Annotated in this window: 22 protein-coding genes; 16 read left to right on the top strand and 6 right to left on the bottom strand. The window is 73.5% G+C overall.

Annotation, left to right across the window (positions count from 1 at the left end):
• The first annotated feature begins 5 nt into the window (after positions 1–5).
• From ACFYX3_RS25795 to ACFYX3_RS25770, 6 genes are all read left to right on the top strand, one after another.
• Positions 6–287 carry an acyl carrier protein gene (locus ACFYX3_RS25795; protein ID WP_389017737.1) on the top strand — a complete coding sequence of 94 codons (282 nt, stop codon included), beginning with the start codon at positions 6–8 and terminating at the stop codon, positions 285–287.
• Entirely contained in the window at positions 280–1,524 is a 1,245-nt protein-coding gene (locus ACFYX3_RS25790) for a beta-ketoacyl-[acyl-carrier-protein] synthase family protein (RefSeq protein WP_389017734.1), read from the top strand. The genes ACFYX3_RS25795 and ACFYX3_RS25790 overlap by 8 nt, the downstream gene beginning before the upstream one ends.
• On the top strand, positions 1,524–2,417 hold the full coding sequence (fabI, locus tag ACFYX3_RS25785; protein ID WP_389017731.1) for an enoyl-ACP reductase FabI: 894 nt from the start codon (positions 1,524–1,526) through the stop codon (positions 2,415–2,417). The genes ACFYX3_RS25790 and fabI overlap by 1 nt, the downstream gene beginning before the upstream one ends.
• A 124-nt stretch (positions 2,418–2,541) precedes the next feature.
• Positions 2,542–3,501 carry a beta-ketoacyl-ACP synthase 3 gene (locus ACFYX3_RS25780; RefSeq protein ID WP_389017727.1) on the top strand — a complete coding sequence of 320 codons (960 nt, stop codon included), beginning with the start codon at positions 2,542–2,544 and terminating at the stop codon, positions 3,499–3,501.
• Positions 3,498–4,430, top strand: a complete 933-nt coding sequence (locus ACFYX3_RS25775; protein WP_389017724.1) for an alpha/beta fold hydrolase — start codon at positions 3,498–3,500, stop codon at positions 4,428–4,430. The genes ACFYX3_RS25780 and ACFYX3_RS25775 overlap by 4 nt, the downstream gene beginning before the upstream one ends.
• Before the next feature lie 17 nt (positions 4,431–4,447).
• Positions 4,448–5,950, top strand: a complete 1,503-nt coding sequence (locus tag ACFYX3_RS25770; RefSeq protein WP_389017721.1) for a long-chain fatty acid--CoA ligase — start codon at positions 4,448–4,450, stop codon at positions 5,948–5,950.
• Between the two features lie 15 nt (positions 5,951–5,965).
• Here ACFYX3_RS25770 and ACFYX3_RS25765 read toward each other — a convergent pair whose 3' ends face one another.
• The 3 genes from ACFYX3_RS25765 to ACFYX3_RS25755 form a co-directional block, all read right to left on the bottom strand.
• Complete coding sequence (locus ACFYX3_RS25765) at positions 5,966–6,667, bottom strand: GntR family transcriptional regulator (protein ID WP_389017718.1); 702 nt, start codon at positions 6,665–6,667, stop codon at positions 5,966–5,968.
• Positions 6,668–6,743: 76 nt separating this feature from the next.
• Entirely contained in the window at positions 6,744–7,748 is a 1,005-nt protein-coding gene (locus ACFYX3_RS25760) for a proline racemase family protein (RefSeq protein ID WP_116158363.1), read from the bottom strand.
• A gap of 31 nt (positions 7,749–7,779) precedes the next feature.
• Positions 7,780–8,694, bottom strand: coding sequence for a dihydrodipicolinate synthase family protein (locus ACFYX3_RS25755; RefSeq protein WP_389017714.1), 915 nt, complete (start codon positions 8,692–8,694; stop codon positions 7,780–7,782).
• Positions 8,695–8,841: 147 nt separating this feature from the next.
• Between ACFYX3_RS25755 and ACFYX3_RS25750 the strand changes: the two genes are divergently transcribed.
• Both ACFYX3_RS25750 and ACFYX3_RS25745 read left to right on the top strand, forming a co-directional pair.
• A complete protein-coding gene (locus ACFYX3_RS25750) occupies positions 8,842–10,095 on the top strand; it encodes an SLC13 family permease (RefSeq protein WP_389017711.1) in 1,254 nt (417 codons plus the stop codon).
• 93 nt (positions 10,096–10,188) lie between these two features.
• On the top strand, positions 10,189–10,644 hold the full coding sequence (locus ACFYX3_RS25745) for a TerB family tellurite resistance protein (RefSeq protein ID WP_359513216.1): 456 nt from the start codon (positions 10,189–10,191) through the stop codon (positions 10,642–10,644).
• On the opposite strand, the gene ACFYX3_RS25740 is transcribed toward ACFYX3_RS25745, so the two are convergent.
• The 3 genes from ACFYX3_RS25740 to ACFYX3_RS25730 all read right to left on the bottom strand — a co-directional run bounded on the left by ACFYX3_RS25740 (position 10,641) and on the right by ACFYX3_RS25730 (position 12,670).
• Positions 10,641–11,396, bottom strand: a complete 756-nt coding sequence (locus ACFYX3_RS25740; protein ID WP_389017708.1) for a hypothetical protein — start codon at positions 11,394–11,396, stop codon at positions 10,641–10,643. The genes ACFYX3_RS25745 and ACFYX3_RS25740 overlap by 4 nt on opposite strands.
• A 3-nt stretch (positions 11,397–11,399) precedes the next feature.
• Entirely contained in the window at positions 11,400–12,032 is a 633-nt protein-coding gene (locus tag ACFYX3_RS25735) for an RNA polymerase sigma factor (RefSeq protein WP_389018092.1), read from the bottom strand.
• A gap of 161 nt (positions 12,033–12,193) precedes the next feature.
• Positions 12,194–12,670: a hypothetical protein gene (locus tag ACFYX3_RS25730; protein ID WP_382659375.1), complete on the bottom strand. Its 477-nt coding sequence runs from the start codon at positions 12,668–12,670 to the stop codon at positions 12,194–12,196.
• Between the two features lie 533 nt (positions 12,671–13,203).
• Between ACFYX3_RS25730 and ACFYX3_RS25725 the strand changes: the two genes are divergently transcribed.
• The 8 genes from ACFYX3_RS25725 to ACFYX3_RS25690 all read left to right on the top strand — a co-directional run bounded on the left by ACFYX3_RS25725 (position 13,204) and on the right by ACFYX3_RS25690 (position 26,425).
• On the top strand, positions 13,204–14,685 hold the full coding sequence (locus ACFYX3_RS25725; protein WP_389017705.1) for a sugar transferase: 1,482 nt from the start codon (positions 13,204–13,206) through the stop codon (positions 14,683–14,685).
• Positions 14,686–14,758: 73 nt separating this feature from the next.
• Positions 14,759–16,075 (top strand): nucleotide sugar dehydrogenase, encoded by a 1,317-nt coding sequence (locus ACFYX3_RS25720; RefSeq protein WP_376592032.1) that lies wholly within the window; start codon positions 14,759–14,761, stop codon positions 16,073–16,075.
• A gap of 76 nt (positions 16,076–16,151) precedes the next feature.
• Positions 16,152–17,408, top strand: coding sequence for a glycosyltransferase family 4 protein (locus ACFYX3_RS25715; protein WP_389018089.1), 1,257 nt, complete (start codon positions 16,152–16,154; stop codon positions 17,406–17,408).
• Entirely contained in the window at positions 17,405–18,769 is a 1,365-nt protein-coding gene (locus tag ACFYX3_RS25710) for a Wzz/FepE/Etk N-terminal domain-containing protein (protein ID WP_389017702.1), read from the top strand. The genes ACFYX3_RS25715 and ACFYX3_RS25710 overlap by 4 nt, the downstream gene beginning before the upstream one ends.
• Positions 18,766–20,286 (top strand): Wzz/FepE/Etk N-terminal domain-containing protein, encoded by a 1,521-nt coding sequence (locus ACFYX3_RS25705; protein ID WP_389017699.1) that lies wholly within the window; start codon positions 18,766–18,768, stop codon positions 20,284–20,286. The genes ACFYX3_RS25710 and ACFYX3_RS25705 overlap by 4 nt, the downstream gene beginning before the upstream one ends.
• A 3-nt stretch (positions 20,287–20,289) precedes the next feature.
• A complete protein-coding gene (gene asnB, locus ACFYX3_RS25700; RefSeq protein ID WP_389017696.1) occupies positions 20,290–22,224 on the top strand; it encodes an asparagine synthase (glutamine-hydrolyzing) in 1,935 nt (644 codons plus the stop codon).
• Between the two features lie 17 nt (positions 22,225–22,241).
• The gene (locus tag ACFYX3_RS25695; protein ID WP_389017693.1) at positions 22,242–24,440 is read left to right on the top strand and encodes a bi-domain-containing oxidoreductase; all 2,199 of its coding nucleotides are present in this window, start codon (positions 22,242–22,244) and stop codon (positions 24,438–24,440) included.
• Positions 24,437–26,425 carry an alginate lyase family protein gene (locus ACFYX3_RS25690; protein WP_389017691.1) on the top strand — a complete coding sequence of 663 codons (1,989 nt, stop codon included), beginning with the start codon at positions 24,437–24,439 and terminating at the stop codon, positions 26,423–26,425. Before ACFYX3_RS25695 ends, ACFYX3_RS25690 begins: the two co-directional genes overlap by 4 nt.
• The last annotated feature ends 4 nt before the right edge of the window (positions 26,426–26,429 follow it).

The raw sequence follows: 26,429 nt of genomic DNA, 5'->3' as shown, positions 1-26,429 counted from the left end.
GAGTCATGTCCGAGACATCAGCGACATCCGCGGCGTCCACGACGCTGGACCGCGCCTCCATCGAGCAGTTCGTCACCGACGCCCTCGTCGAGCTGGGCGTCGACGCATCCGACGTCGTGCCCGGGGCCGCGCTCGACGATCTGGAGATCGACTCGCTCGACATGGTCGAGCTCGCGCAGTCCGTCAAGCGGGACCTCGGCGTCCCGATCCGCACGAAGGACTTCGACGGCATCGACACCGTCGGCCAGATCCTCGAACTGTGCTACGAGAAGGCCGGAGTTGAGTGATCCGCGCCGGGGCCGGGAGGTCGTCGTCACCGGTTTCGGCGCGGTCACCCCGCTCGGCGTCGGCGCCGGCGTGCTCCACGAGCGCGCCGTCGCCGGGGACATGGCGGTGGCGGGTTCCCATCCGGCCCTCCGGCACGCGGACTTCACGGCCGCCGATCACCTGCCGCGGAACGTGGTGCGCCGCACCGATCGGTTCACCCAGCTGGCCCTCGTGGCGGCCGAGGAGGCCCTGACGCAGGCCGGGAAGCGGGACGGTGCGCCGTCGCCCTGGCAGCCCGAGCGCGTCGCCTGTGTCATCGGGTGCGGGCTCGGCGGCACGGCCTCCTTCGAGGCGCAGCGGGAGGTGTACGAGAGGGACGGCGCGGGGTTCGTGTCGCCGTTGATGATCCCGCAGATGATGGCGAACGCGGCCGCCGCCCATCTCTCCATGCGGCACGGTCTCCACGGCGAGAGCCTGTGTGTCGCGTCCGCGTGCAGCAGCGGTGCCCAGGCCGTCGGTACGGGGATGCGGCTGCTCGCCTCGGGCGCGGCCGACGCCGTCGTGGTCGGTGGCGCCGAGGCCTCCTCGTCCGACCTGGTGGCGGCCGCCTTCGCGAACGCCGGCGCGCTCTCCCCGAGCGGTTCCTCCCGTCCTTTCGACCGGGACCGCGACGGCTTCGTGATCGGCGAGGGCGCCGGGATCCTCGTCCTGGAGACGGCCGCGGGCGCCGCCCGGCGCGGGGCCGAGGTCCTCGGAGTCGTACGGGGGTACGCGGCGACCTCCGACGCGCACCACGTGACCGCGCCCGACCCGAGCGGCGGGCCGGCGGGCCGGGCGGTGTCGCTCGCGCTGCGGGAGGCGTCGGTGGCGCCCGGGGAGCTGGCGTACGCGAACGCCCACGGGACCGGCACCGCGCTCAACGACCGCCTGGAGTGCGAGGCCCTGCGGGGCGCCCTCGGGGCCGGGGTCCTCGCGGAGCTGCCGCTCTCCTCCGGGAAGGGCGCGCTCGGGCACCTCTTCGGTGCGGCGGGCGCGGTCGAGGCGATCGCCACCCTCCAGGCGCTGCGGCACGGCGTCGCGCCGCCGACGGCGGGGCTGCGCCGTCCCGACCCGGCGCTCGGCCCGCTCGACCTCGTGCGTACGGCGCGGAAGCTCACCGCGCGGGCGGGCGCGGGCGGGTTGTTCGGGCTCTCCACCTCGTTCGGCTTCGGCGGACACAACGCGGCCCTGGTCCTGGCCGTGGAAGGGCGGTCCTGATGCGCGCGTCGCGCGATCCCCACGGCGTTCCCGACCTGCTCGGCTTCTCCGGGCGCCGCTATCTGGTCACCGGGGTCCTCAACGACGACTCGATCGCCTGGCACACCGCGCGGGCGCTCCAGGAGGCGGGCGCGGAGGTCCTGTTGACGGGCTTCGGGCGGACCCGGCGGATCACGGAGGCGGCGGCGTCCGGCCTCCCGTACCCGGCCGACGTCCTGGAGCTGGACGTGACGCGGCCCGAGGACCTCGGCGCGCTGACGAAGGAGCTGGAGCGCCGCTGGGGCGCGGTGGACGGCGTCCTGCACGCGATCGCCGCCGCCCCGCAGTCCGCGCTCAGCGGCAACTTCCTCACCACGCCCGTGGAGAGCGCGACGCTCGCGCTGCGGACGGCGGCGTTCTCGCTGCACTCGCTGACCACCTCGCTCGCGCCGCTGCTGCGCGAGGGCGGGGGCGCGGGCGGGGCCCGGGGCAGTGTCGTCGGGCTCGACTTCGACTCGTCCGGGGCGTGGCCGGGGTACGACTGGATGGGCGTCGGCAAGGCCACGCTCGGGGCGGTCTGCCGCTATCTCGCGCTGTACCTGGGGCACTCCGGCATCCGCGTCAACCTCGTCGCCGCCGGCCCGGTGGAGACCGTGGCCGGGCGGGCCGTCAGCACGTTCGACCGGATCGCCGACCGCTGGGAGCAGGAGGCGCCGCTCGGCTGGAGCCGCGCCGATCCGGCGCGGCTCGTCGGCCCCGTCCTGTTCCTGCTGTCGGACCTGGCGGCCACGGTCACCGGGGAGATCGTGCACGCGGACGGCGGGATGCACGCGGTCCGGATGGGGGTGGGCGCCGTCGGCGAGCCCCCGGGCATCGGCTCGCCGCCCCGCGCGGGCAAGGACGACCGCTCGTGAAAGAGGACCGCTGAGGCCCCTCGTACAAGCGGACCGCCCGTGAAGTCGGACCGCTCGCGAAGAACGACCGCTCAGGAAGGACGACCGCTCGTGAAAGAGGACCGCTCGTGAAGGAGGACCGCTCATGACCGCGGCGATCGTCGGCGTCGGCTCCGCGCTGCCCGAACGGGCGGTGCCCAACAGCCACTTCGCCGCCATCGGGTCCTCCGACGAGTGGATCGTCAAGCGGACCGGCATCCGGCAGCGGCACTTCCTGCCGGAGGACGGACACCTCGCCGACCTCGCCCTGGCGGCGGCCCGGACGGCGCTCGCCCGGTCGGGGCGCACCGCGCGCGAGGTGGGGCACGTCGTCGTGGCGACCACGACCCCCGACCGGACCACCCCGGGCCTCGCCGTGGAGGTGGCCGCCCGGCTCGGGGCGGACCGGGCCGCCGCGTTCGATCTGCACGCGGCCTGCGCCGGGTTCGTGTACGCCCTGGACCACGCGGTGGCCCTGATCGAGTCGGGCCGGGCGGGCACCGTCCTGGTGTGCGGCGCCGAGGCGCTGACCCGGATCACCGACCACGAGGACCGGTCGACGGCGGTGCTGCTGGGCGACGGCGCGGGGGCGGTGGTCCTCGCCGACGTGGGCAGGGGGGAGGGTCCCGAGCCGGCTTTCCGGCTCGGTTCGGACGGGGATCTGATCCCGCTGCTCTACGCCGACCGGTACGACCGGAAGCTGCGGATGGACGGTCCCGAGATCTTCGTCCAGGCGGTGGAGCGGATGAGCGAGGCGGCCCGGGACGTGCTCGCGCGGCGGGAGCTGACCGCCGACGACGTCGACCTGTTCGTCGCCCACCAGGCCAACGCGCGGATCGTACGGGCGGTGGGCAAGGAGCTCGGTGTCCCGCCGGAGCGGCTGTACCTCAACGTCGACCGGGTCGCCAACACCTCCTCCGCCTCCATCCCGATCGCCCTCCACCAGGCCTGGCAGGAGGGCCGCCTCGGCCCGACGGGCCTGCTGGGGGTGGCGGCGTTCGGCGCGGGCGTCACGTGGGGGGCGGGCGTGATCGGCTGGCGTCTCGCGGACGCGGAGAGCCGATGAGGACGCCTCCCTTCCCCGTACTGGCCGAGCTCACCGCCCCGGACGGCGCCAGGCTCGTGGTCCGTGTCCACGCGCGCCCCGAACCGACCGCCCCGGTCGTGGTCGTCCTCCCGGCGATGGGTACCGCCGCCCGCCACTACACGCCGCTGGTACGGGCGCTGCACCGGCGGGGCGCGACCGTGGTGACGACGGACCTGCGGGGCCACGGCGAGAGCACCCCGGTTCCGGCGCGCGGGGTCCGCTTCGGCTACCGCGAGCTCGTCGAGCACGACTTCGGTGCGGTCCTGGACGCCGTCGAGCGGGCCTTCCCGGAGGCGCCGAGGCTGCTTCTGGGCCACAGTCTCGGCGGCCAGCTCGGGCTGGTGCACTGCGGTCTGCTGCGGCCGCGTCTCGCGGGGGTCGTCCTGGTCGCGAGCGGTTCGGCGTGGTGGCGCGCGCTCGGTACCGGGGCGGATCCCCGGCCGGGTGCGCGGTGGCTCGTACGGAGCCTGCTGTGCGTGGCCGGTGCGGAGCTGCTCGGGTACTGGCCGGGGCACCGGTTCGGCTTCGGCGGGCGGGAGTCGGTGGGCGTGATGCGGGACTGGGCCCGGCAGATGCGGACCGGGCGGTACGGGGCCAGGGGCGCGGCCGCGGACTACGAGGAGGCGCTGCGGGGCGTCGACCTGCCCGTGCTCGCCGTCGACGTGGAGGGCGACGCGCTCGCGCCTCCGCGGGCCGTGGACCACCTGTGCGCGAAGCTCCCGTCGGCGCGGGTCGAGCGCTGGAGCTACCGGTCGCCGGACGCCGGCGGCCGGCGGCTCGACCACTTCCGCTGGATCCGGCACAACGCGGGCCTGGTGGAGCGGATCGCGGCGTGGGCGGAGTTCCCGGCGCCGGGCGACGCCGGCGAGTGGCAGGGCACCGGCACCCGGTCGGAGGCCCGGGCGTGAGCGAAGGAGTACCTCTGATGAGCGTCGACGACGGCACCGTTCCCGCGCTGCTCGCCCGGAGCGCGGGCGCGCACCCCGACCGGAGCGCGCTGCGGCTCGGCGCCGAGACGCTGACGTACGGCGTGCTCGACGACCTGGCCGGGCGGGCCGCCGCGCTGCTCCACGCGCGCGGGGTGGGGCCGGGTGACCGGGTGGCCCTCATGCTGCCGAACAGCACGCTGTTCGCGGTGCTCTACTACGGCATCCTGCGCGCGGGGGCGATCGTCGTCCCGCTCAACCCGCTGCTTCGCGCGGGCGAGGTCCGTCACTGTCTGGCGGACGCCGAGGCCGCGCTGATGCTCTCGTGGCACGGGGACGGCGGGGAGGCCGCCGAGGGGGCCCGGCTCGCGGGCACCCCGCACCTCGTGGTCGAACCGGACGGTTTCAGCGCGCTGTTGGCGGAGCACGCGCGCGTGGAGCCCGTTTCCCGTACACCCGAGGACACGGCGGTCGTGCTCTACACCTCCGGCACGACCGGGGCGCCGAAGGGCGCCGAGCTCACCCACCGCAACATCCGGCGCAACGTCGACGAAGGCGTGCGGGTCCTGGAGCTGGGCCCCTCGGACGTGGTCTTCGGCGGGCTGCCGCTCTTCCACTCCTTCGGGCAGGTGATGGGGCTGAACTGCGCGGTGGCCGTGGGCGCCTGTCTGACCCTCATGGCCCGCTTCGACCCGGCGGGCGCGCTCGCGCTCGTCGCCCGGGACCGGGTCACGGTCTTCCTCGGTGTCCCCACCATGTACGGGCTGCTGCTGCGGCACCCGGACCGTGCGCTGCACGACGTGTCGTCGCTGCGGGTCTGCCTGTGCGGCGGCTCGCCCCTGCCGGTGGCGGTGCTGACCGGTTTCGAGTCCGCCTTCGGCTGCGCGGTCCTGGAGGGGTACGGGCTGTCGGAGTCGTCGCCGCTGGCCTGTGTGAACCGGATCGACCGGCCGCGCTCCCCGGGCACCATCGGCATCCCCGTCCTGGGGGTGGAGATGCGGGTGGTGGACCGGGACGGCAAGGAGGTCCCGGACGGTGAGGTCGGCGAACTCGTCATCCGGGGCCACAACGTGATGAAGGGGTACTGGCGCCGCCCGGAGGCCACGGCCGAGACGGTACGGGACGGCTGGCTGCACACCGGCGACCTGGGCACCCGTGACGCGTCCGGCGACTTCCGGGTCGTCGACCGCGTCAAGGACGTCGTGATCCGGGGCGGGTTCAACGTGTACCCGAGGGAGGTGGAGGAGGTCCTCCACCTGCACCCGTGCGTGGCGGAGGCCGCCGTCCTCGGCGTCCCGCATCCGGTGCACGGGCAGGAGGTCGCGGCCGCGGTCGTCCTGCGGCCCGGCGGCCGGGTCTCCCCCGCCGAGCTGCGCGCGCACGTGCGGGAGCGGCTCGCCCCGTACAAGTACCCGCGCCGGATCTGGCTGACGGACGCGCTGCCGAAGGGTCCGACGGGGAAGGTGCTCAAGCGGGAGATCGTCCCGCCGGACGGTTCCTGAGGGGGGTTCCATCGGTCAGGCCGGACCGTCTCCGTCATCCGGTTCGTCGCCCGCGTCAGGGTCGGCCCACAAGGACCGCACATGCCCGAGGTGACGACGAGCGCAGTCCTCGGCGCCGGGCGCGTCCCCGGCGATCATCAGGTCGAGGAGTTCGAGGTGTTCCTCGGCGGAGGAGACGAGCTTGCCGGCCTCGTCGAGGCCGGTGAGGCCGTAGAGCCGGGAGCGCTTGCGCAGGTCTCCGACGGTCTCGACGAGCCGCTCGTTCCCCGAGAGGGCGAGGAGGGCCAGGTGGAAGCGGCGGTCCGCCTCCAGGTAGCCGATGAGGTCGTGCTCGCGGGCGCGCGAGACGATCTCCTCGGCGACCGGACGCAGCTCCTCCAGCTGCTCCCGGGTGGCCCTGCGGGTGACCCGGCCGATGGTGGGGACCTCGATGAGGGTCCGCAGCTCGGTGTACTGGTCGAGGTCCCGCTCACTGACCTCGGTGATGCGGAAGCCCTTGTTGCGGACGGGCTCGACCAGGCCCTCCCGGGCCAGGTCGAGCATGGCCTCGCGGACCGGGGTGGCGGAGACGCCGAGGTCGCCGGCGAGGCCGGGGGCCGAGTAGACCTGGCCGGGGCGGAGCTCCCCGGCGATCAGGGCGGCGCGAAGGGCGTGGCCGACCTGGTCGCGGAGCCGTTCCTGGGCTCTGACGAGGCCGTACTGTTTCAGGTCACCCATCGTGCGTCCTCCGAGATGTCACGGGGGAGCATCGTACAATGTCACGTTTCTCCGGCCGGACGGTCCCTGAGGGCGGTCAGAGCAGGAAGCCGGCGGGGAACGGGTCGTCGGGGTCGAGGAAGTACTGGGCGGTGCCGGTGATCCAGGCGCGTCCGGTGACGGTCGGGACGACGGCGGGCAGCCCGCCGACGGTCGTCTCGTCGACGATCCGGCCGGTGAACTCGGTGCCGATGAAGGACTCGTTGACGAAGTCGGTGTGCGGGGCGAGCAGTCCGCGCGCGTGCAGCTGGGCCATGCGGGCGCTGGTGCCGGTACCGCACGGGGAGCGGTCGAACCAGCCGGGGTGGATGGCCATGGCGTGGCGCGAGCGGGTCGCGTCGGAGCCGGGTGCGGTCAGGTAGACGTGCTTGACGCCGGCGAAGGCCGGGTTCTCGGGGTGGACGGGCCGGTCGGGTCCGGCGTTGACGGCGTCCATGACGGCGAGCCCGGCGGCGAGCAGCTCCTGCTTGTGGGCGCGGTCGAAGGGCAGGCCCAGGGAGTCGAGGTCCACGAAGGCGTAGAAGTTGCCTCCGTACGCGAGGTCGTAGGTGACGGTGCCGTATCCGGGCACGTCCGTCTTGAGGTCGAGGCCGACGGAGAAGGCGGGCACGTTGGTGAGGGTGACGGAGCGGGCGCGGCCGTCCTCGACGCGGACGTCGACGCTGACGAGTCCGGCGGGGGTGTCGAGGCGGACGGTGGTGACCGGTTCGACGACCGGCACCATGCCCGTCTCGACGAGGACGGTGGCGACGCCGATGGTGCCGTGTCCGCACATCGGGAGCAGGCCGGAGACCTCGATGTAGAGGACGCCGTAGTCGGCGTCGGGGCGGGTGGGCGGCTGGAGGATCGCGCCGCTCATCGCCGCGTGGCCGCGCGGTTCGTACATGAGGAGGGTGCGGACGTGGTCGAGGTGCTCGGCGAAGTGGAGCCGCCGCTCGGCCATGGTGGCGCCGGGGATGATCCCGAAGCCGCCGGTGATGACGCGGGTGGGCATGCCCTCGGTGTGGGAGTCCACCGCGTGGTAGACGTGGCGGGTGCGCATGGGGTCCCTTCTGATGGGTGGATGACGGGCTCTACGCGTGGCCCTCGGCGAGGGCCTTCTCCGTGGCGGCGCGCACGACGGCCTCCTGTTCGGGCGTCAGCGGGAGGCGGGGCGGCCGGGTGGTGCCCCCGGTGTGGCCGGCGAGGTCCATGGAGAGCTTGACGGCCTGGACGAACTCGGTTCTGGAGTCCCACCGGAAGAGCGGGTGCAGCGCGCGGTAGAGCGGCAGTGCGACCGCGAGGTCGCCGGCGGCGGCGGCGCGGTAGAGGGTGGCGCAGGCGCGCGGGAGGGCGTTGGGGAAGCCGGCGATCCAGCCGACGGCGCCGGCGAGGGCGAGTTCGAGGAGGACGTCGTCGGCGCCGACGAGCAGGTCGAGGCCGGGGGCGAGTTCGGCGAGCTCGTAGGCGCGGCGGACGTCGCCGCTGAACTCCTTGACGGCGACGATGCCGCCGTCGGCGTGGAGGCGGGCGAGGAGGGCGGGGGTGAGGTCGACCTTGGTGTCGTACGGGTTGTTGTAGGCGACGACGGGCAGCCCGACCGCGGCGACCTCGGCGTAGTGGGCGCGCACGGACCGCTCGTCGGCCCGGTAGGCGTTGGGCGGCAGGAGGAGGACCGAGCCGCAGCCGGCCTCGGCGGCCTGTTCGGCCCAGCGGCGGGCCTCGGCGCTGCCGTACGCGGAGACGCCCGGCATGACCCTGGCCCCGTCCCCGGCGGCTTCGACGGCGGTACGGACGACCTCGGCGCGTTCCCGGTCGGTGAGGGTCTGGTACTCGCCGAGGGAGCCGTTGGGGACGACACCGTCGCAGCCGTCGGCGATCAGCCGGGCCACGTGCCGTGCGTAGGCGTCGTGGTCGACGGTGCCGTCCGCGCGGAAGGGGAGGGCGGTGGCGACCATGATCCCGTGCCAGGGGCGGGCGCGGTGCACGGGGGCTTGCTCGTGGACCATGAAGGACTCCCTACTGTGGTGTGTGACATTTTATTGATGGGGGCGGGGTCCACAAGGGTTCGGCACGGGCCCAGTTCTGACGACCGGTCAGGCGGAGTGGGGCACCCCCCTCAAGATCCGCCCCGGCCGACCCGGATGATCGAACGCATGCTCGCCCTCGCCCCATCCGTCTCCGTGCTCGCCCTGGTCACCACCCTCGCCGGTGCCGTCGCCCGCCCGTTCCGCCTGCCCGAGGCGGCCTTCGCCCTCCCCGCCGCCGGCGCCGTCCTCGCCGTGGGCGCGATCACCCCGGAGGCCGTACGCGAGGAGGCCGCGCGGCTCGGGCCGGTCATCGGCTTCCTCGCGGCGGTCCTCGTCCTCGCCGGACTCTGCGACGACGAGGGGCTCTTCCGGGCCTGCGGCGCCTGGATGGCCCGCTGGGCCCGCCACCGCCCCCGCCGGCTGCTCGGCGCCGTCTTCGGACTCGCCTCGCTGATCACCGCCACCCTGAGCCTGGACGCGACGGTCGTGCTGCTGACCCCGGTCGTCTTCGCGACCGCCGCCCGGATGGGGGCGCGGCCGGGACCCCACGCCTACGCCGGCGCGCATCTGTCGAACACGGCCTCGCTGCTCCTGCCGGTCTCGAACCTCACCAACCTGCTCGCGTTCACCGCCGGCGGGCTCGGTTTCACGCGGTTCGCGCTCCTGATGCTGCTCCCCTGGCTCGCCGCGATCGCCGTCGAGTACGGGATCTTCCGCCGCTTCTTCGCCCGGGACCTCGCCGCCCCGGCCACCCCCGTCGAGCCGCCGGAACCCGTCACTCCACCCTTCTTCGCCCTGGGCACGGTGGCCGCGACGCTCGCCGGGTTCGGCGTGGCCTCGGCCACCGGCGTCGACCCGGCCTGGGCGGCCGCGGCGGGCGCCACGGTCCTGGCCGTGCGCGCCCTGGCCCGCCGCCGGACCACCCCGCGCGCGCTGGTCCGCTCGGCGGCGCTGCCCTTCCTCGCGTTCGTCCTGGCCCTCGGCGTCGTCGTCCGCGCCGTCGTCGACCAGGGCCTCGGGGACGTACTCGCCCACGTCCTTCCCGACGGCACCTCGCTCCCGGAGCTGCTCGGCACCGCCGCGCTCGCGGCGGTCCTGGCCAACCTGATCAACAACCTGCCCGCGACCCTGGCCCTGATGCCGGCGGCGTCCGCGGTCGGCCCCGGTGCGGTGCTCGCGGTGCTGCTCGGGGTGAACATCGGACCCAACCTCACGTACGCCGGATCCCTCGCCACGCTCCTGTGGCGCCGCATCGCCCACGACCACGAACACCCCGTCGCCCTCGGCGAGTTCACCCGCCTCGGACTGCTCACGGTCCCGGCCGCCCTCACCGCGTCGACGGTGGCGCTGTGGGCCTCGCTGCAGATGCTCGGCGGGTGACCGGCGCGCCGTTTCTCACGTCCCGGGAACCTCAGCCCCCACTGCTACGTTCTACAAGTCCGTAGAAACAATCGACGTCTGGAGTACTCGACCATGGCTCTGTGGGACCGCATCAAGGAATCCGCATCGACGATGCAGACCCAGCTGGTGGCGAAGAAGAACGACCTGAAGAGCGGCGCGTTCCGCGACGCGAGCATGGCCATGTGCGCGCTGGTCGCCGCCGCCGACGGGACGATCGACCCCGCCGAGCGCCGCCGGGTCGCCCAGCTCATCGCGACCAACGAGGTGCTGCAGAACTTCGACGCGACGGACCTCCAGCGCCGGTTCGACGCCAACCTGGACAAGCTGACCGCCGACTTCGACTTCGGCAAGGTCAGCGTGCTCCAGGAGATCGCCAAGGCGAAGAAGAAGCCGGCCGAGGCCCGGGCCGTCGTCCAGATCGGCATCGTCATCGGCGGCGCGGACGGCGACTTCGACAAGACGGAGCAGGCCGTGGTGCGGGAGGCGTGCTTCACGCTCGACCTGCCGCCGCACGAGTTCGACCTCTAGGGCCTGTCGGCGCGCGCGTGCGCGTCGCCCCTGCCGGGGCCGACCCAGGAGTCGCCGCGGCCCGTGCCGTCGTTCGGGCGGGGCGCGGCGGACGGGTCACGGGCGGGGCGGAGGTCGCGCCCGCAGTACTCGGCCACGGACTCCTCGCCGCCGGCGGCCGCGACGAGCCGCTGCCGCGCGGCGGACGGGGGTGCTCCGGCCTTCGCCTTGCCGTTCCCGTTTCCCTTCGCCTTCCCCTCCGTCTTCTCGAAGGCGTCGCAGAGGGCCTCACGGCTCCTGCCGGGGAGCTCGGGCGGATCCTTCTCCGGCCGCAGCGGAGCGGTCGTGCCGGGTGGCGGGGTCCAGGTCGCACCCGCTGTCGCACCGTGCTTCGCGGGAGCGGGAGCGGGGTCGGGAGCGGGAGCGGGGTCGGGGCCCGGCGCCGAGTGAGTGGTGGGGCTCGGCTCGGAGGTCGGGGCGGTGGCGCCGAGGAAGGGCTCGGGGAGGTCGCCTGTGGCGACGGCCACACCGCCGAGGGTCACGCTCGCGACCAGCGCGGCCACGGCCGTCTTCAGTGAACGCCGGGGACGCCGCCGCTCCTCGGCCGGCGTCCAGTCGTCGCGGTCGCGGGTGGGTCGTGAGGTGTGCAGCCCCGCGTCACGGGCCTCCCGGAAGGCGGCGAGAGCACCCTTCTCCCCTCCGGCGACGCCCTCCTCGCGCAGAGCGGCTCTCAGCAGCTCCCCCAGCTCTCCGTCGCGCATTTCGTCAGGCATCCGTCACCTCTCTCTCCCCTTGAGTTGTTTCGCAAGTCGCCTCAATCCCCTATGTGCGGCGGACCGTACCGCACCGGGACGCTTGCCCAGCACTCGGGCGGCCGAAGGGCCGTCGAGCCCGACGACGACCCGGAGCAGCACGGCCTCCGCCTGGTCGCGCGGGAGACCCGCGATGAGGGCGAGTGCCGTCTCCGTCGAGAGCGCGTCCAGTGCCTCGCCCGCCGCGTCAGCGGCGGCCGGCAGTTCGAGCAGGTCCTGTTCGAACCGGGTGGGGCGGGGGCGCGCCCGTACGCGCCGCAGGTGGTCGAGGGCCCGGTGGCGGGCGATGGTCGCGGTCCAGCCGCGGAAGCCCGCGCCGTCGCCGCGGAAGCGGCCGAGGTCCCGGGCGATCTCCAGCCACGCGTCGGAGGCGACGTCCTCGGCGTCCTCGCCGACGATGCCGCGCAGATAGCCGAGCAGCCCGGGATGCACGATCCGGTACGCCTCCGCGAACGCCCCCTCGTCCCCGCGCCGGGCCCGCTCGACGGCCTCCGCGAGACGGGCGTCCCGTTCGGGGCCGGACGGGTCTTCGCGCTCGGGACCGGGGAGAGCCGCGGACTCGGAGCCGGACGGTTCGTCGTGCTCGGGACCGGGCAGGGCCTCGCCCTCGGAGCGGGACGGTTCGTCGTGCTCGGGGTCGTGTGCCCTGGCGGGCGCGTGCCCCGTTCCCTCGCCCACCCGACCCTCTTCACAACCCGTACACCCGCGAACCCCGGTCCCCCACGGAACAACCGGAGGACGTCCATCCTGTCAGACGGTCAACAGGCCTTTCCCGACACCCTGTCGGGGTGAGGGGCCAGGAGGCGGCGCGAACCGGCGGACCGCCGGCCGTGCAGGGTGAGGAAGTACAGGTACAGGGACTCCTTCGTACCGATCTCGAAGCGGTTCACGGTCCGGCCGAGCGGGTTCCACACCCGGCCGTCCGGCATCCGCACCGCGACGGGGTACCCGAAGACGGACCGCAGCATGTGCTCGTCCGGCAGGTCCACCCACACGGCCCCGGCCTCCCGCACCAGCACCTCCCCCACATAGGCCCCGAGGCCGAGCAGCGTCCCGGCCACCTCCTCCCGTCCGGCGCCGCCCCGCCGCAGCCCGTCGACGACCCGGTCGACGACGCGCAGGCTGCCGACGGAGTAGTCCAGCGGCAGCCGCGCCCTCGCGGTCGCCCTCTCGACGAACTCCTCCGCATGCCGCCCCATGCCGTCCGCGCGCAACGTCAGGCTCTCGCAGTCCACTGATGACCACCTTCCCCGTAGGAGTGGCGGAAGCCGCCGGGTGACCCAGCGGATCCGCCCCGGGAAACATCACGGGGCGCGCACGTGACCCTGGTCACAGCTGTCGCGAACGCCCCCCGAGTGATGGCGAGTTACAAGAGGACGCAGTGGCATCAAGGCGCCCATAACCGGTCACTGATCGGCGGATCCGGCCAGCCTCGAACGTCGGGCACAAATTTCACACATTCCCTCTTCATACCGGTCCCCGATGCTCTAGATTGACCGTGCTTCAGGTGATCGGACACGAGGCGACCACTCATCCACCACAGGTCCGGCGCTGCGGAAAGCCAGTAGTCACGTCCCCGCCACCAGCCATGGGGACGATCAGTTCCGGGGGCCCGGGAGGGCCGCGGGTGCGGGGAGCACCCGGGGCGCGGACCGGTTCCCGTTTGCACAGCTCTGAGTAGGGCCGGGATGTCTGCGCCGGGGAGGGCGCGGGCTCCCGGGGGAGTGTTGGGCGAACACGTCGAACCACTGGGGACCTGGGGGGTTCTGTGCGGCAAGGGGGAGTAGTCAGCCCTTTTCCGTCGGCGCACGAGCGTCTGACGGACGGGGCGATAGGCCGGCCCGCGCTCGAGTGGGAGCAGCGCTACCGCCGTACCGTGATCATCAGCGACGCCGTGTCCACCGCCTTCGTCGTGACGGCGATAGGCGACTTCTTCGGGGCGCGGGACGCGGCCAACTGGCATGAGAAATGGGGCATTCTCGCGTTCGGCACCCAGCTGCTCGTGCTGGGCGCGCTCGCGGTCAACCGCTCGTGGGCCCCGGCCGTGCTCGGCCAGGGCGCCGAGGAGTTCCGCCGGCTCGGACGCTCCCTGTTCACGGTGGTCGTCGTCCTGGCGCTCGGCGGGATAGCGCTCACCTCGCGGAACATCAAGCTCTGGATCTTCGTCGCGATCCCCGCGATCGCGCTGGTCACCATGACCGCGCGGTATCTGCTGCGGCTCTGGCTGCACCGGGAGCGGAAGGAAGGGCGCTGCCTGCGCCCGGTGCTCGCCGCCGGAAGCCCCGCGACCGTGCGCGACCTGATCACCCGGACCCGCAAGTTCCCGCACATCGGCTGGCGGGTGGAGGCGGTCTGCACGACGGACGGACGCGGGCTCGACGGTGACCTGCTCGACGGGGTTCCCGTCGTCGGGCAGCTGTCCGACGTCGCCAAGCACGTCCGCCACGACGGCTACCGGGTCGTCGCGGTCACCCCGGACGCGCACTGGTCGCCGGACCGCCTGCGGCGGCTCGCCTGGAACCTCGAGGGCAGCGACGCCGAGATGGTCGTGGCGCCCGTCCTGATGGAGGTGGCCGGCCCGCGGCTGCACGTCGACGCGGTGCTCGGCATCCCGCTGCTCCGGGTCAGCATGCCGACCTTCACCGGCGGCCGCCGGGCGATCAAGGGCGTCGTCGACCGGCTGGGCGCGGCGGTCCTGCTGGTCCTGTTCGCGCCGCTGATGGCGCTCGTCGCGCTGCTCGTCATGCTGGACAGCCGGGGCGGGGCGTTCTACCGCCAGCGCCGGGTCGGCAAGGACGGCCGCGAGTTCACCATCCTCAAGTACCGCACGATGGTCACCGGGGCCGACGGCGCGGCGCGTGCCGCGCTCGCCGACCGCAACGAAGGCGCGGGACCGCTGTTCAAGCTCCGCCGGGACCCGCGGGTGACCCGGGTGGGGACGGTGCTGCGCCGGTACTCGATCGACGAGCTCCCGCAGCTCTTCAACGTGCTCACCGGCTCGATGTCGCTCGTCGGCCCGCGGCCGCCGTTACCGGAGGAGTCCGCCGCGTACGGCCCGGACATCCGGCGGCGCCTGCTCGTCAAGCCCGGACTCACCGGTCTGTGGCAGATCAGCGGCCGCAGCGACCTGCCGTGGGAGGAGGCGGTCCGCCTCGACCTGCGGTACGTGGAGGACTGGTCGCTCGCCCTGGACACGGTGATCTTGTGGAAGACGCTGCGCGCGGTGCTCTACGGGCAGGGGGCGTACTGATGCGCGGGGGAAGTCGTCCGGCCTGCACGCGGACCGCAGGCCGGAAGGGCCTGACTGGGGGGAGGAACGGGTCATGAGAATCAGCGTGTTCGGACTCGGCTACGTGGGCTGCGTGTCGGCCGCGTGCCTGGCCAGCATGGGTCACGAGGTCATCGGGGTCGATGTGAACCCGGTGAAGGTCGACCTGGTCAACGACGGCAAGGCCCCGGTGGTCGAGGAGGGGATCGGCGAGCTCGTCGCCGAGGTCGTGAAGACGGGGGCGCTGCGCGCCACCGGCGACGTCCGCGAGGCGATCGCGGACAGCGAGGTGTCGCTGATCTGCGTGGGTACGCCCTCGGAGCCCAACGGCAGCCTGTGCACGACGTACTTGGAGCGGGTCACCGAGGAGATCGGCGCCGCGCTCGCCGAGCGGGGCGGGCGGCACACCGTCGTGTTCCGCAGCACCATGCTCCCGGGCACCTGCCTGAACCTGCTCGTGCCGATCCTGGAGAAGAACGTCGGCGGCACGGCCGGCGTGGACGTCGGGGTGGCGGTCAACCCGGAGTTCCTGCGCGAGGGCACAAGCGTGCGGGACTTCTTCGACCCGCCCAAGACCGTCATCGGCGAACTCGACGCGGCGAGCGGCGATGTGGTGGCGGCGCTGTACGAGGGCCTGCCCGGCGAGGTGTTCCGGGTACCCGTGCCGGTGGCCGAGGCCATCAAGTACGCGGACAACGCCTTCCACGGGCTCAAGATCGGCTTCGCGAACGAGCTGGGCGCCGTGTGCCAGGCGCTCGGGGTCGACTCGCACCAGGTGATCGACGTGTTCCTGGCCGACCGCAAGCTGAACATCAGCCCCGCCTATCTGCGGCCCGGCTTCGCCTTCGGCGGCTCCTGCCTGCCCAAGGACCTGCGCAGCCTGGTCCACGCGGCGCAGCGGGCCGACGTCTCGGTGCCCATCCTGTCCCACGTACTGCCCTCCAACGCCGACCACCTCCAGCGGGCGGTGGAGCTGGTCGAGCGCACCGGCAAGCGCCGGGTCGGCCTGTTCGGGCTCTCCTTCAAGCCCGGCACCGACGACCTGCGCGAGAGCCCGCTCGTCGAACTGGCCGAGCGGCTCTACGGCAAGGGGTACGAGCTGCGGATCTACGACGCCAACGTGCACCTCTCCCGGCTGCTCGGCGCGAACCGCGAGTACATCGAGTCCCGGCTGCCGCACCTCGCGCAGCTGCTCACGGACTCCGTCGACGAGGTGCTCGAACACGCCGAGGTCTGCCTGGTCGGCACCCGGGATCCGGCCGTGCTCTCGGCGCTCCCCCACGGTGACGGCCCGGTGATCGTCGATCTCATCCACCTTCCCGACGCCGACGCGCGGCGGGCCGAACCGGGGTACATGGGTCTTGCTTGGTAACACGAACGCCGTCGGCACGACGTCTGGTGGCACGAAGTCCGGCGGCGGGAAGCGGGTTCGGCGCGCGCTGATCCTGGTGGAGAACCTGTCGGTGCCGTTCGACCGGCGGGTGTGGCAGGAGTGCACGACGCTGCGCGACGCGGGCTGGACGGTGGACGTCATCTGCCCGCAGGGAAGCAAACGGGACACGGAGCGGGAGGTGGAGATCGACGGGGTGCGGATCCACCGCTACCCGCTGCGCGCGGCCACCGGAGGACCGGCCGGATACCTCAAGGAGTACGGATCGGCGCTGTGGCACACCTTCCGGCTGGCCCGGAAGGTCGGCCCGGTCCACGTGGTCCACGCCTGCAACCCGCCGGACCTGCTGTTCCTGCCCGCGCTCTGGCTGAAGCGGCGCGGCACGCGGTTCGTCTTCGACCAGCACGACCTGGTGCCCGAGCTGTACCTCTCGCGGTTCGACCGCGGCAAGGACCTGCTCTACCGCGGCGTGTGCGCGCTCGAGCGGATGACGTACCGGGCCGCGGACGTCGTGCTGGCCACGAACGAGAGCTACAAGGACGTCGCGGTGCGCCGTGGCGGACGGCGGCCCTCGGACGTGTTCGTGGTGCGCAGCGCCCCGGACATCGACCGGTTCCACCCCGTGCCGCCCGAGCCGGAGTTGAAGCGCGGCAAGCCCCATCTGCTGTGCTACCTGGGCGTGATGGGTCCGCAGGACGGCGTCGACTACGCCCTGCGCGCCCTCGCGAAGCTGCGCGACGAGGTCGGACGGAGCGACTGGCACGCGGTGTTCGTCGGCGGCGGCGACACCTTCGACGCGATGGTGGAGCTGTCCCGGGAGCTGGGTCTTTCGGAGCAGGTGGAGTTCACCGGGCGGATCCCGGACGCCGACCTCGTGCGCTACCTGTCCACCGCCGACGTGTGCCTCTCCCCCGACCCGCACAATCCGCTCAACGACGTGTCGACCATGAACAAGGTCCTGGAGTACATGGTCATGGGCCGGCCGATCGTCTCCTTCGACCTGCGGGAGGCGCGGGTCTCCGCCGGTGACGCCGCCGTCTACGCGCCGGCCGACGACGAGGCCGAGTTCGCCCGGCTGGTCGCGCAGCTCCTCGACGATCCGGAGAAGCGGGAGCTCATGGGCAAGATCGGCCAGGAGCGGATCGGCGGGCCGCTGTCCTGGCCCAACTCCCAGCGCGCGCTGCTCGCCGCCTACGCCGCCGCCTGCCGTCCGCACGCTCCGGCGTCGGCGGACGACACGGAGGCGGACGGCAACGAGGCGTTCGACACGGACCGGGACGACACGGACCGGGAAGGGACGAGGCCGCTCCGTTGAGCGATGACACCATACGCCTGGTCACGATCGGGCGGATCCTTCGTCGGCGACGGCGGCTGCTCACCGTCGTCGTCCTCGTGGGCGCGCTCGTCGGGTACGGCACCTCGCTGCTGATCCCGCCGCGCTACACGACGTCGGCGTCCGTCCTGCTGCCGGGCGCCTGGGAGGAGCGCGAGCTGCGGACCCAGGCGGAGGTCGCCACCAGCTCGGTGGTGATCGACCGCGTGGCGTCCGACCTCCACTGGAGCGGGATCGGCACCACCGAGCTGAAGGACCGGGTGACCGCCAAGGCCACCGAGGGGAACATCATCGCGATCTCGGGCACCGCCGACACGCCCGAGCGCGCACAGCAGCTCTCCGACCAGGTGGCGGCGCAGTTCGTCGCCTTCGCCGCACGGATCGTGGGCGACAACGCCGACCCCGAGGCGGCCGCGCGTCTGGAGACCCTGCGGCAGACGGTCGTGCAGACCAGCCGCCGCATCACGGAACTGGCCGACGCGTCCGGTACGGGGCGGAGCGTGGAGAGCGTGCAGACCCGTACCGAGCTCGAAGGGCTGCGCACCTCGCTGCAGTCGGCCATCGAGAAGCTGGGCCAGGCCGACCCCACGTCGAGCAAGGCCCACATGGTCGTCATGGGCCCGGCGGCCCGGCCCACCGGTGAAGCCCCGCCGACGCGGCCGCAGCTCATCGCCGCAGGGGCGCTGCTGTTCTTCCTGGTCACGGTCATCGGGCATCTCACCGCCGCGCGGATGAGCCGCCGGCTGCGCACCGAGGGGGAGATCGCCGGGGCGCTCGGCGTGGCGCTTCTCGGCACCGTCGACGTGCCCGGTGAGCGGCACGCGCACCGGCCGGAGGGCCGCGGCCCGCGGACCTGGTTCCGCCGGCTCCTCGGCATCGACGTCCGGTGGGACGTCCCGCCCCCGCGCTCGGGCGACGAGGCCGGTCGGCAGATCCGCTACCGGCGGGTGTGCGCCCGGCTCCGGGACCGGCTGCCGGAACCCGGGGGGCTGCTCGTCGTGGTCCCGGACGGCGACCCGATCGCCGGCCGGGCCGCCGGGGAGCTCGTCACCGAGGCCGGGGGCGACCCCGCGCTGCGGATGGTGGGCGTGTCGGTGTCCGAGCCGATGGTGCCGGACCGCGACGACGCGTCCGGCGCCCTCGTCGTGCTCAGCGCGGGCCAGTGGACGGCCGCCGAGCTCGCCGGGATCGCCGAGGCGTGCGCGGACGCCGGGCACGAGGTCGTCGGCGTCGTCCTCGCCGGCACGGTCCGCACCCGTACGAAGCGGTCCGCCGGCCGGCCCCGGGAGGCCGCGAAGCCGACGGTCGCCGTGGGCGCCGACGCGATGGGAGGCCCGGCGTGACGACACGTACGACCGCGGAGTCGCCGGCCGCCGCTCCGCTGCTCGACCTGCATGCGCTGGTGGTGGCGGTACGCAGACGCCGCCGGCTCTGGGGTTCGCTCGCGCTGCTCGGGATGGTCCTCGGCGCGGCGGTGGCTGTCCTGCTGCCGGCGCCGCCGACCGCGATGACGAAGGTGCTCGTCGCCCGTCAGGAGGACCAGCCGAACGACCCCGGGACGCTGATCCGCACCGACGTCGCGCTGCTGCAGACCACGCGGATCGCCGGCGACGCCCTGAAGGCCCTCAAGTCCCCGGAGAAGCCCGAGGACTTCATGAAGGAGTACGAGGGTCTCGGCCTCACCAACAACCTGCTGCAGATCAACGCGAAGGGTGACAGCGAGGCGGAGGCGGTGACCCGCGTCAAGGCGCTGGCCGACGCGTTCGTCGCGGACCACGTGCGGCGTATACAGCAGGCGGCGAACGCCGACGCGAAGGCGCTGCTCGACCAGCGGGACCGACTGAAGGACGAACTCGCCCAGGTCAACAAGGAGATCGGGGACGAGTCGCCTACGAGCGCGCCGAAGGCCTCCGCGAACACGGAGTCGCTGTTCTCCCGCCGGGCCGAACTCACCTCGCGGATCTCCGACTTCAGCCAGCGCGCCGAGCAGGCCCGCATCGGCACGCCCCGGCTGATCGCCGGCACGCAGATCGTGGACGATCCGCGCCCGGTCAAGCGGTCCCTGCTCAAGACCCTCGCCAAGGACGCCGGGATCGGGCTCGTCCTCGGGCTCGCCCTGGGGCTCGCGGTGGCGGCCGTCGGCACGGTGGTGGCGGACCGTCCCGTGCTGCGCCGGGAGATCGCGGCGAACCTCGGCGTCTCGGTGATCGCGGAGCTGCCGGGCCGGCCGGGCAGACGGTGGCAGCGCCGCCGGGCCCGGGCGGCCCGGACGCGGCTCACCGCGTCCCTGGCCCGCACCGCGCGCGGCTCCGCGGAGCCGTTGTCCCTCCTCGAACTGGGCTGTGCGCGCGGCGCGAGCGTGATCGCCCTGGACCTCGCCGGGGCGCTGGGCGCGGAGGGTCCCGTGGTCGTCGTCGACGGCCTGCCGGGACCGGAGCTCGCCGACCGCCGACCGCGGCCCGGGGACCCGACCGTGGTCGGCCTGGAGCGCGCCGCGGCCGTGGCGCACCAGGAGCGCCGGGTCGGCGTCGGCTCGGTGGCGCCCGGCGCGGCGTGGACCGACCTGCCGTACCTCGGCACGCGGACCGTGCTCGTCGTGCGGGCCGGTCACGAGAGTGCCGCCTGGCTGCACACCGTGGCGCGGCAGCTCGCCGACCAGCGGATCCTCGTGCTCGGTGTGGTGCTGATCGACCCCGATCCGCGTGACCGGACCGACGGCACGCTGTGGGACGGGGGGCCGTCGGCCGCGCCGCGCGGCCAGAACGAGGGGCCGGCCCGGCCGAACGGCGCGGGCAGGCGGCGGAGGGAGCGGCTGCCCGCGTGGGCGACGGTCCCGGAGAGCGACCAGGAGGCTCGGTAGCACATGTGTGGCATCGCAGGCACGTACCGCTGGCCTGACGGGAAGGAAGTGACCGACCGGCTCACCGACACCCTCGCCCATCGCGGTCCGGACGGGTCCGGACGGTACGGCCACCCCGTCGGTGACGGCGAAGTGCACCTGGGGCACCGCCGGTTGTCCATCGTCGACCTGTCCGAGACCGGCGCCCAGCCGATGGTGTCGGACGGCCTCGTCCTGACGTACAACGGCGAGCTGTACAACGCGCCCGAGCTGCGGGCCGAGCTGGCGGCGGCCGGTGTGCGCTTCCGCGGTACGTCGGACACCGAGGTGGTCCTGGAGGCGTGGCGGCGCTGGGGCACGGACTGTCTGCCCCGGCTGCGCGGCATGTTCGCGTTCGGGATCTTCGACGAGCGCACCGGTGAGCTGGTGCTGGTCCGCGACCAGCTGGGCATCAAGCCGCTGTTCCTGCTGCGGCGCGGCGAGGGTCTGGTGTTCGCCTCCGAGCTCAAGGCGCTCGCCGCCGTGACCGGCGGATCGCTCGAGGTGGACCACGCGGCCCTGGTGGCCTCGCTGCTCTACTACTGGGTGCCGGACTCGCGGTGCGCGTTCCGCGAGGCGGAGAAGCTGCCGCCGGGGAGCTGGCTGCGGTGCCGGCCCGACGGACGGGTGGAGCGCGGCCGGTTCTGGCACCTGAAGGACGTCGCCGCCGAGGGCAGGGAGCGGGCCCTGGCCGGCGAGCTGCCGGATCTCGCCGCGATCGTCGAGGAGTCGACCCGGCGCCATCTGCTGGCCGACGTGCCGGTGGCGACCTTCCTGTCGGGCGGCCTCGACTCCAGCTATCTGACCGCGCTCGCGGCCCGTGAGCAGCCGGGGATCTCGGCCTACACGATCGGGTTCCGCGCCGAGGACGCCAAGTTCGAGGCGATGCCGGACGATCTGCGCTACGCCCGGCAGGTGGCCGAGCGGTTCGGCGTCGACCTGCGCGAGATCGAGATCGCTCCGGACGTGCTGGACCTGCTGCCGCGGATGACGTACCACCTGGACGAGCCGATCGGCGATCCCGCCGCGATCAACACCTTCCTGATCTGCTCGGCCGCCCGGGAGGCGGGGGTGAAGGTGATGCTGTCGGGGATGGGCGCCGACGAGCTGTTCGCCGGGTACCGCAAGCACCTCGCCAACCTGATCGCGCTGCGCTACCAGCGCGTCCCGAGGCCCCTGCGGCGCGGGCTGTCCGCGGCCGTGGACCGGCTGCCGGTCGCCTCGGCCCGCCGCGGGTACCGGTCGGTGCGCTTCGCGAAGCGGTTCCTGTCCTTCGCCGATCTGCCGGAGGAGACCGCGTTCCGGCGGAGCTACACCATGTACGACCGGGACGAGCTGCTCGACCTGATCGATCCGGACCTCGCCGGCACGGTCGACGACGTGCTGACCGAGCACGCCGACGTGTACGAGGACAACGAGCTCGACGACTTCGTCAACCGCATGTGCCTGGGCGACTCCCGGATGTTCCTGCCGGGCCTGAACCTCGCGTACACGGATCGGTCGAGCATGGCCGCGTCGACGGAGGTGCGGGTGCCGTACGTGGACGTCGAGGTGGTCAAGGCGGCGTTCACCGTGCCCGGTGACCGCAAGATCGTGGGACGGCAGGGGAAGGCCGTCCTCAAGGAGGCGGCGGCCTCGGTCCTGCCGCGGGAGATCGTGTACCGGCCCAAGGGCCTGTTCAGCGCCCCGCTGCGTGCCTGGATGAGCCGGGACCTGGCCCCGCTGGTGCGCGAGGTGATCCACGACGGCGAGCTCGTCCGCTCCGGGTTCCTGCGCCGCGACGCCCTGGCGCGGCTCGCCGCCGAGGACGCGGCCGGGCACCGGGACCACTCCAAGCATCTGTGGCATGTGCTGACCCTCGAGTACTGGTACCGCGGCGCGACCTCCGGGTCCGGCCAGACCGCTTCCTTGACTGCGTAGAGAACAAGAGGACTTCGGTGAAACAGGTCGTACAGAACTACAAGAGCGGCGAACTGGCCGTGCTCGACGTGCCGGTGCCGGGGTGCAAGCCGGGCGGTGTCCTCGTCCGGACCGCCTACTCGCTGATATCCACCGGTACGGAGCTCATGAAGGTGTCCGAGGCCGGCATGTCGATGCTGGGCAAGGCCCGCTCGCGCCCGGACCAGGTGGCCAAGGTCGTGCAGAGCGTGGCGACCAACGGGGTGCCCGCGACCTACCGCAAGGTGATGGGCAAGCTGGACTCGTACACGCCGCTGGGCTACTCGCTGTGCGGGGTGGTCGAGCAGGTCGGCGCCGGCGTCGACGACGTGAAGGTCGGCGACCTCGTGGCCTGCGCCGGCAACGAGCACGCGCTGCACGCCGAGCTGAACTGGGTGCCGAAGAACCTGTACACCCCGGTGCCGGACGGCCTCGCGCCCCGGCACGCGGCCTTCGGCACCGTCGGGTCCATCGCGCTCCAGGGCGTCCGCCAGGGCGAGTCGCGGCTCGGTGAGGTGGCGCTCGTCATCGGCCTCGGGCTGATCGGGCAGCTGGTGGTGCAGCTCCTCGCGGCCTCGGGCGTCCGCGTCGTCGGCGCCGACCCCGACCCGGCGCGCTGCGAGCTCGCCGAGCGGCTGGGCGCCGAGGCCTGCGGCGATCCCGGGTCGTCGGCGGTGGAGGCCGCCGTCGCCGAGCTCACCGACGGGCACGGCGTGGACCAGGTGTACCTGGCGGCCGGTGGCGGCAGCAACCAGCCCGTCGAGCTGGCCGCCCGGCTGTGCCGGGACCGGGGCCGGGTCGTCGACATCGGCAAGTGCCGTCTGGACCTGCCGTGGAACGCGTACTACGAGAAGGAGCTCGACGTCCGGTTCTCCCGCAGTTACGGCCCGGGGCGCTACGACCCGGAGTACGAGCTGGAGGGCCGGGACTATCCGATCGGCTACGTCCGCTGGACCGAGCGCCGGAACCTGGCCTGCTTCCTCGACCTCATGGCCCGGGGCAGCGTCGACGTGGAGCCCCTGGTCTCCCACGTCGCCGACTTCGACGACGCCGTCGAGACGTACCGGTCGCTGAAGGACGGTGAACTGAAGGCCGTGGCCGTGCTGTTCCGTTACCCCGAGCAGGCGGAGGAGACCGGTGCGGCGGAGGCGCCGGCGGTGGCCGTGCCCGCGGTGCACGTGAAGCCGGCGAAGGCCCGGCCCGCCGGATCGCCGGTACGGATCGCGTTCGTCGGCGCGGGCAACTACGCCACGTCGATGCTGCTGCCGCACCTGGCCGAGCGCGAGGGCGTCGAGCTGTCCACGGTCGTCACCACGACGGCCCTGTCCGCGGCCAACGCGCAGCGGAAGTTCGGCTTCGCGCGGGCGACCACCGATCTCGACGCCGTCCTCGGCGACAAGTCCGTCGACGCGGTGTTCGTGGTCACCCGGCACAGCTCGCACGCCGAGCTGACCCGGAAGGCGCTGCTCTCCGGCAAGGCCGTGTTCGTGGAGAAGCCGCTGGCGCTCGGCGAGGACGAGCTGGCCGGTGTGCTCGCGACGGTGGAGGAGTCCGGCAACGACCGGCTGCAGGTGGGCTTCAACCGCCGGTTCGCGCCGCTGCTCCAGGAGGCGAAGAAGCGGTTCGGTGCCCGGACCGGTCCCGCGAACCTCCGCTACCTGGTCAACGCCGGGCGTCTGGAGCACGGCAGCTGGTACCTCCGGCAGGGCAGCGAGGGTTCGCGGTTCGCCGGTGAGGGCGGGCACTTCATCGACACGGCGAGTTGGCTGCTCGACGCCGACCCGGTGTCGGTGTACGCGGTGGCCACCCCCGGCAACGAGGACCTCCAGGTCGTGCTGCGCTACCCGGACGGCTCCACCGCCACCATCAGCTACGTCACCACCGGCGCCTCCGGCTACCCCAAGGAGACCCTCGACCTGGTCGCCGACGGCAAGGTGCTGCGGCTCGACGACTTCGTCCGCGCCTCCGTGTATTTCGAGAAGAGCACGGCCGGCCCCAAGCGGTGGGTCAGTTCGCGGCTGCCCAAGGCCCGCGACAAGGGCCAGAACGCCGAGCTGGCCGCCTTCGTCCGGGCCGTGCGGACCGGCGGGCCGATGCCGGTGCCGCTGGAGTCGCTCGTCGCCACCACGGCGGCCACCCTCGCCGTGCCGGCCGGCCTGGCGGGCGGCGCGCCGGTGACGCTGGAGAAGCGGCGATGACGATGAGCGCGGGCTGGTACCTGCGCCGGCTGTCCGCCATGGGACCCGGCGAGGTGGGCGGCCGGGCGGTCGACGCGGTGCGCAGACGGCGTTGGCGGTCGGCGCGGCCGGACTGCTGCCCGGGCGTGACCGGCGCCCGGTTCACCGCCGTGCTCCCCGCCGGGACGCTCGACGCGGTGGCTCCGGACGCCGCGAAGCGTCTCGTCGCCGAGGCGGACCGGCTGATGGCCGGGTACGCCGAGTACTTCGGGGTGGAGCGGGACGACCTGGCCGACCCGGACTGGTGGTTCGACCCGAAGACCGGGCGCCGCGCCCCGTCGGGGTACGCCTTCGACGTGCCGTACCGGGACGAGGAGACCGTCGGGGACATCAAGCAGATCTGGGAGCTGTCCCGGCACCAGTACCTCACCGTGCTCGCCGCCGCCTACGCGGTCACAGGGGACGAGCGGTACGCGGAGCGCGTGGCCCATCACCTGCGGTCGTGGTGGGCGGGCAACCCGCCGCTGCGCGGGGTGCACTGGACCAGCGGCATCGAGCTGGGGATCCGGCTGCTCTCCTGGGTGTGGGTCCGCCGGCTGCTCGACGGCTGGCCGGGCGCGGCCGCGCTGTTCGAGGAGAACCCGGTGGCGCTCCGGCAGATCTGGCACCACCAGCGCTGGCTGGCCGCCTTCCCCAGCCGGGGCTCGTCGGCGAACAACCACGCCGTCGCCGAGGCCGCCGGGCAGTTCGCCGCTGCCTGCGCGTTCGACTGGTTCCCGTCCTCTGCACGCTGGCGGGACGACGCGCTGCGCTCCCTCGACCGGCACCTTCGGAGCAACACCTTCCTGTCGGGCCTGAACCGCGAGCTGGCCTCCGAGTACCACGGCCTCGTCCTCGAACTCGGCCTGGCCGCGCTGGCCGAGGCGGACGCCGCGGGCGTGCCGGTGCCCGAGACGGTCCGGCTCGTGCTGCTGCGGATGACCGACGCGCTCGCGGCCGTCGTGGACGGTCGGCTGCGGCCGCCGCGCCAGGGGGACGCGGACGACGGGCACGGTCTGATCGTGGACGGCTCGGGCACCGGCCGCTGGGGCTCGCTCCTCGCCACCGGCGACGCCGTGTTCGGCCGGCGGGCGTGGTGGCCGGAGGTGACCGGCACCGATGTGCGCACCCCGCTGCTCGCCGCGCTGATCAGACCCGGCGTCAGGACATGGACCCGCCCGGCGAGCCGGCCGGTCCACTTCCCCGACGCCGGCATGACGATCCTGAGGGGGCCGGAAGAGGGGCGGGGAGAGATCTGGGTCCGCTGCGACGGCGGTCCGCACGGATTCCTGTCCATCGCCGCGCACGGGCACGCGGACGCCCTGTCCGTGGAGGTCCGGCACGACGGGGTCGACGTGCTCGCCGACCCCGGGACGTACTGCTACCACGGGCAGCCCGAGTGGCGGCAGTACTTCCGGTCGACCCTCGGCCACAACACCCTGCGGCTCGACGGTCGTGACCAGTCCGTCTCCGGCGGCCCGTTCCTGTGGACCCGGCACGCCGAGAGCCGCGTCCTGGTCGCGGACACCTCCAACCCGGAGGTGTCCCGCTGGTGCGCCGAGCACGACGGCTACCGGCCCTCGACGCACCGCCGCCGGGTGGAGCTGACGGCCGCGAGCCGGGAGCTTCGGGTGGTCGACGAGGTGCGGGGCGGCCCGCGCGCGGCCGTGGAGCTGGCGTTCCACCTCGGCCCGGCGGTCACCGCCGAGCTTGAGGGGAGCCGGGCGGTGCTCACCTGGACCGTGGACGGCGAGGACCGCTCCGCGGTGCTCGACCTGCCCGCGCAGCTGTCCTGGCGGGCGCACCGCGGCGAGAGCAATCCTTCCCCAAGCTCTTCGAGCAGGGGATACCCCATGCTGGGCTGGTACTCCGCGGGCTTCGGGCGCAAGGAGCCCGCCACCACGCTGGTCGGCACGGGCGTCGCCGACGGCGCGGAGTTCGTCACCGTACTCGGGTTCCACGGCTAGGGAG

Origin of the sequence: Streptomyces sp. NPDC002463 (assembly GCF_042889835.1) — a bacterium.
GTDB lineage: Bacteria > Actinomycetota > Actinomycetes > Streptomycetales > Streptomycetaceae > Streptomyces > Streptomyces nymphaeiformis.
The sequence above is the reverse complement of the archived record's forward strand: the minus strand, read 5'-3'. Positions and strand labels throughout refer to the sequence as shown.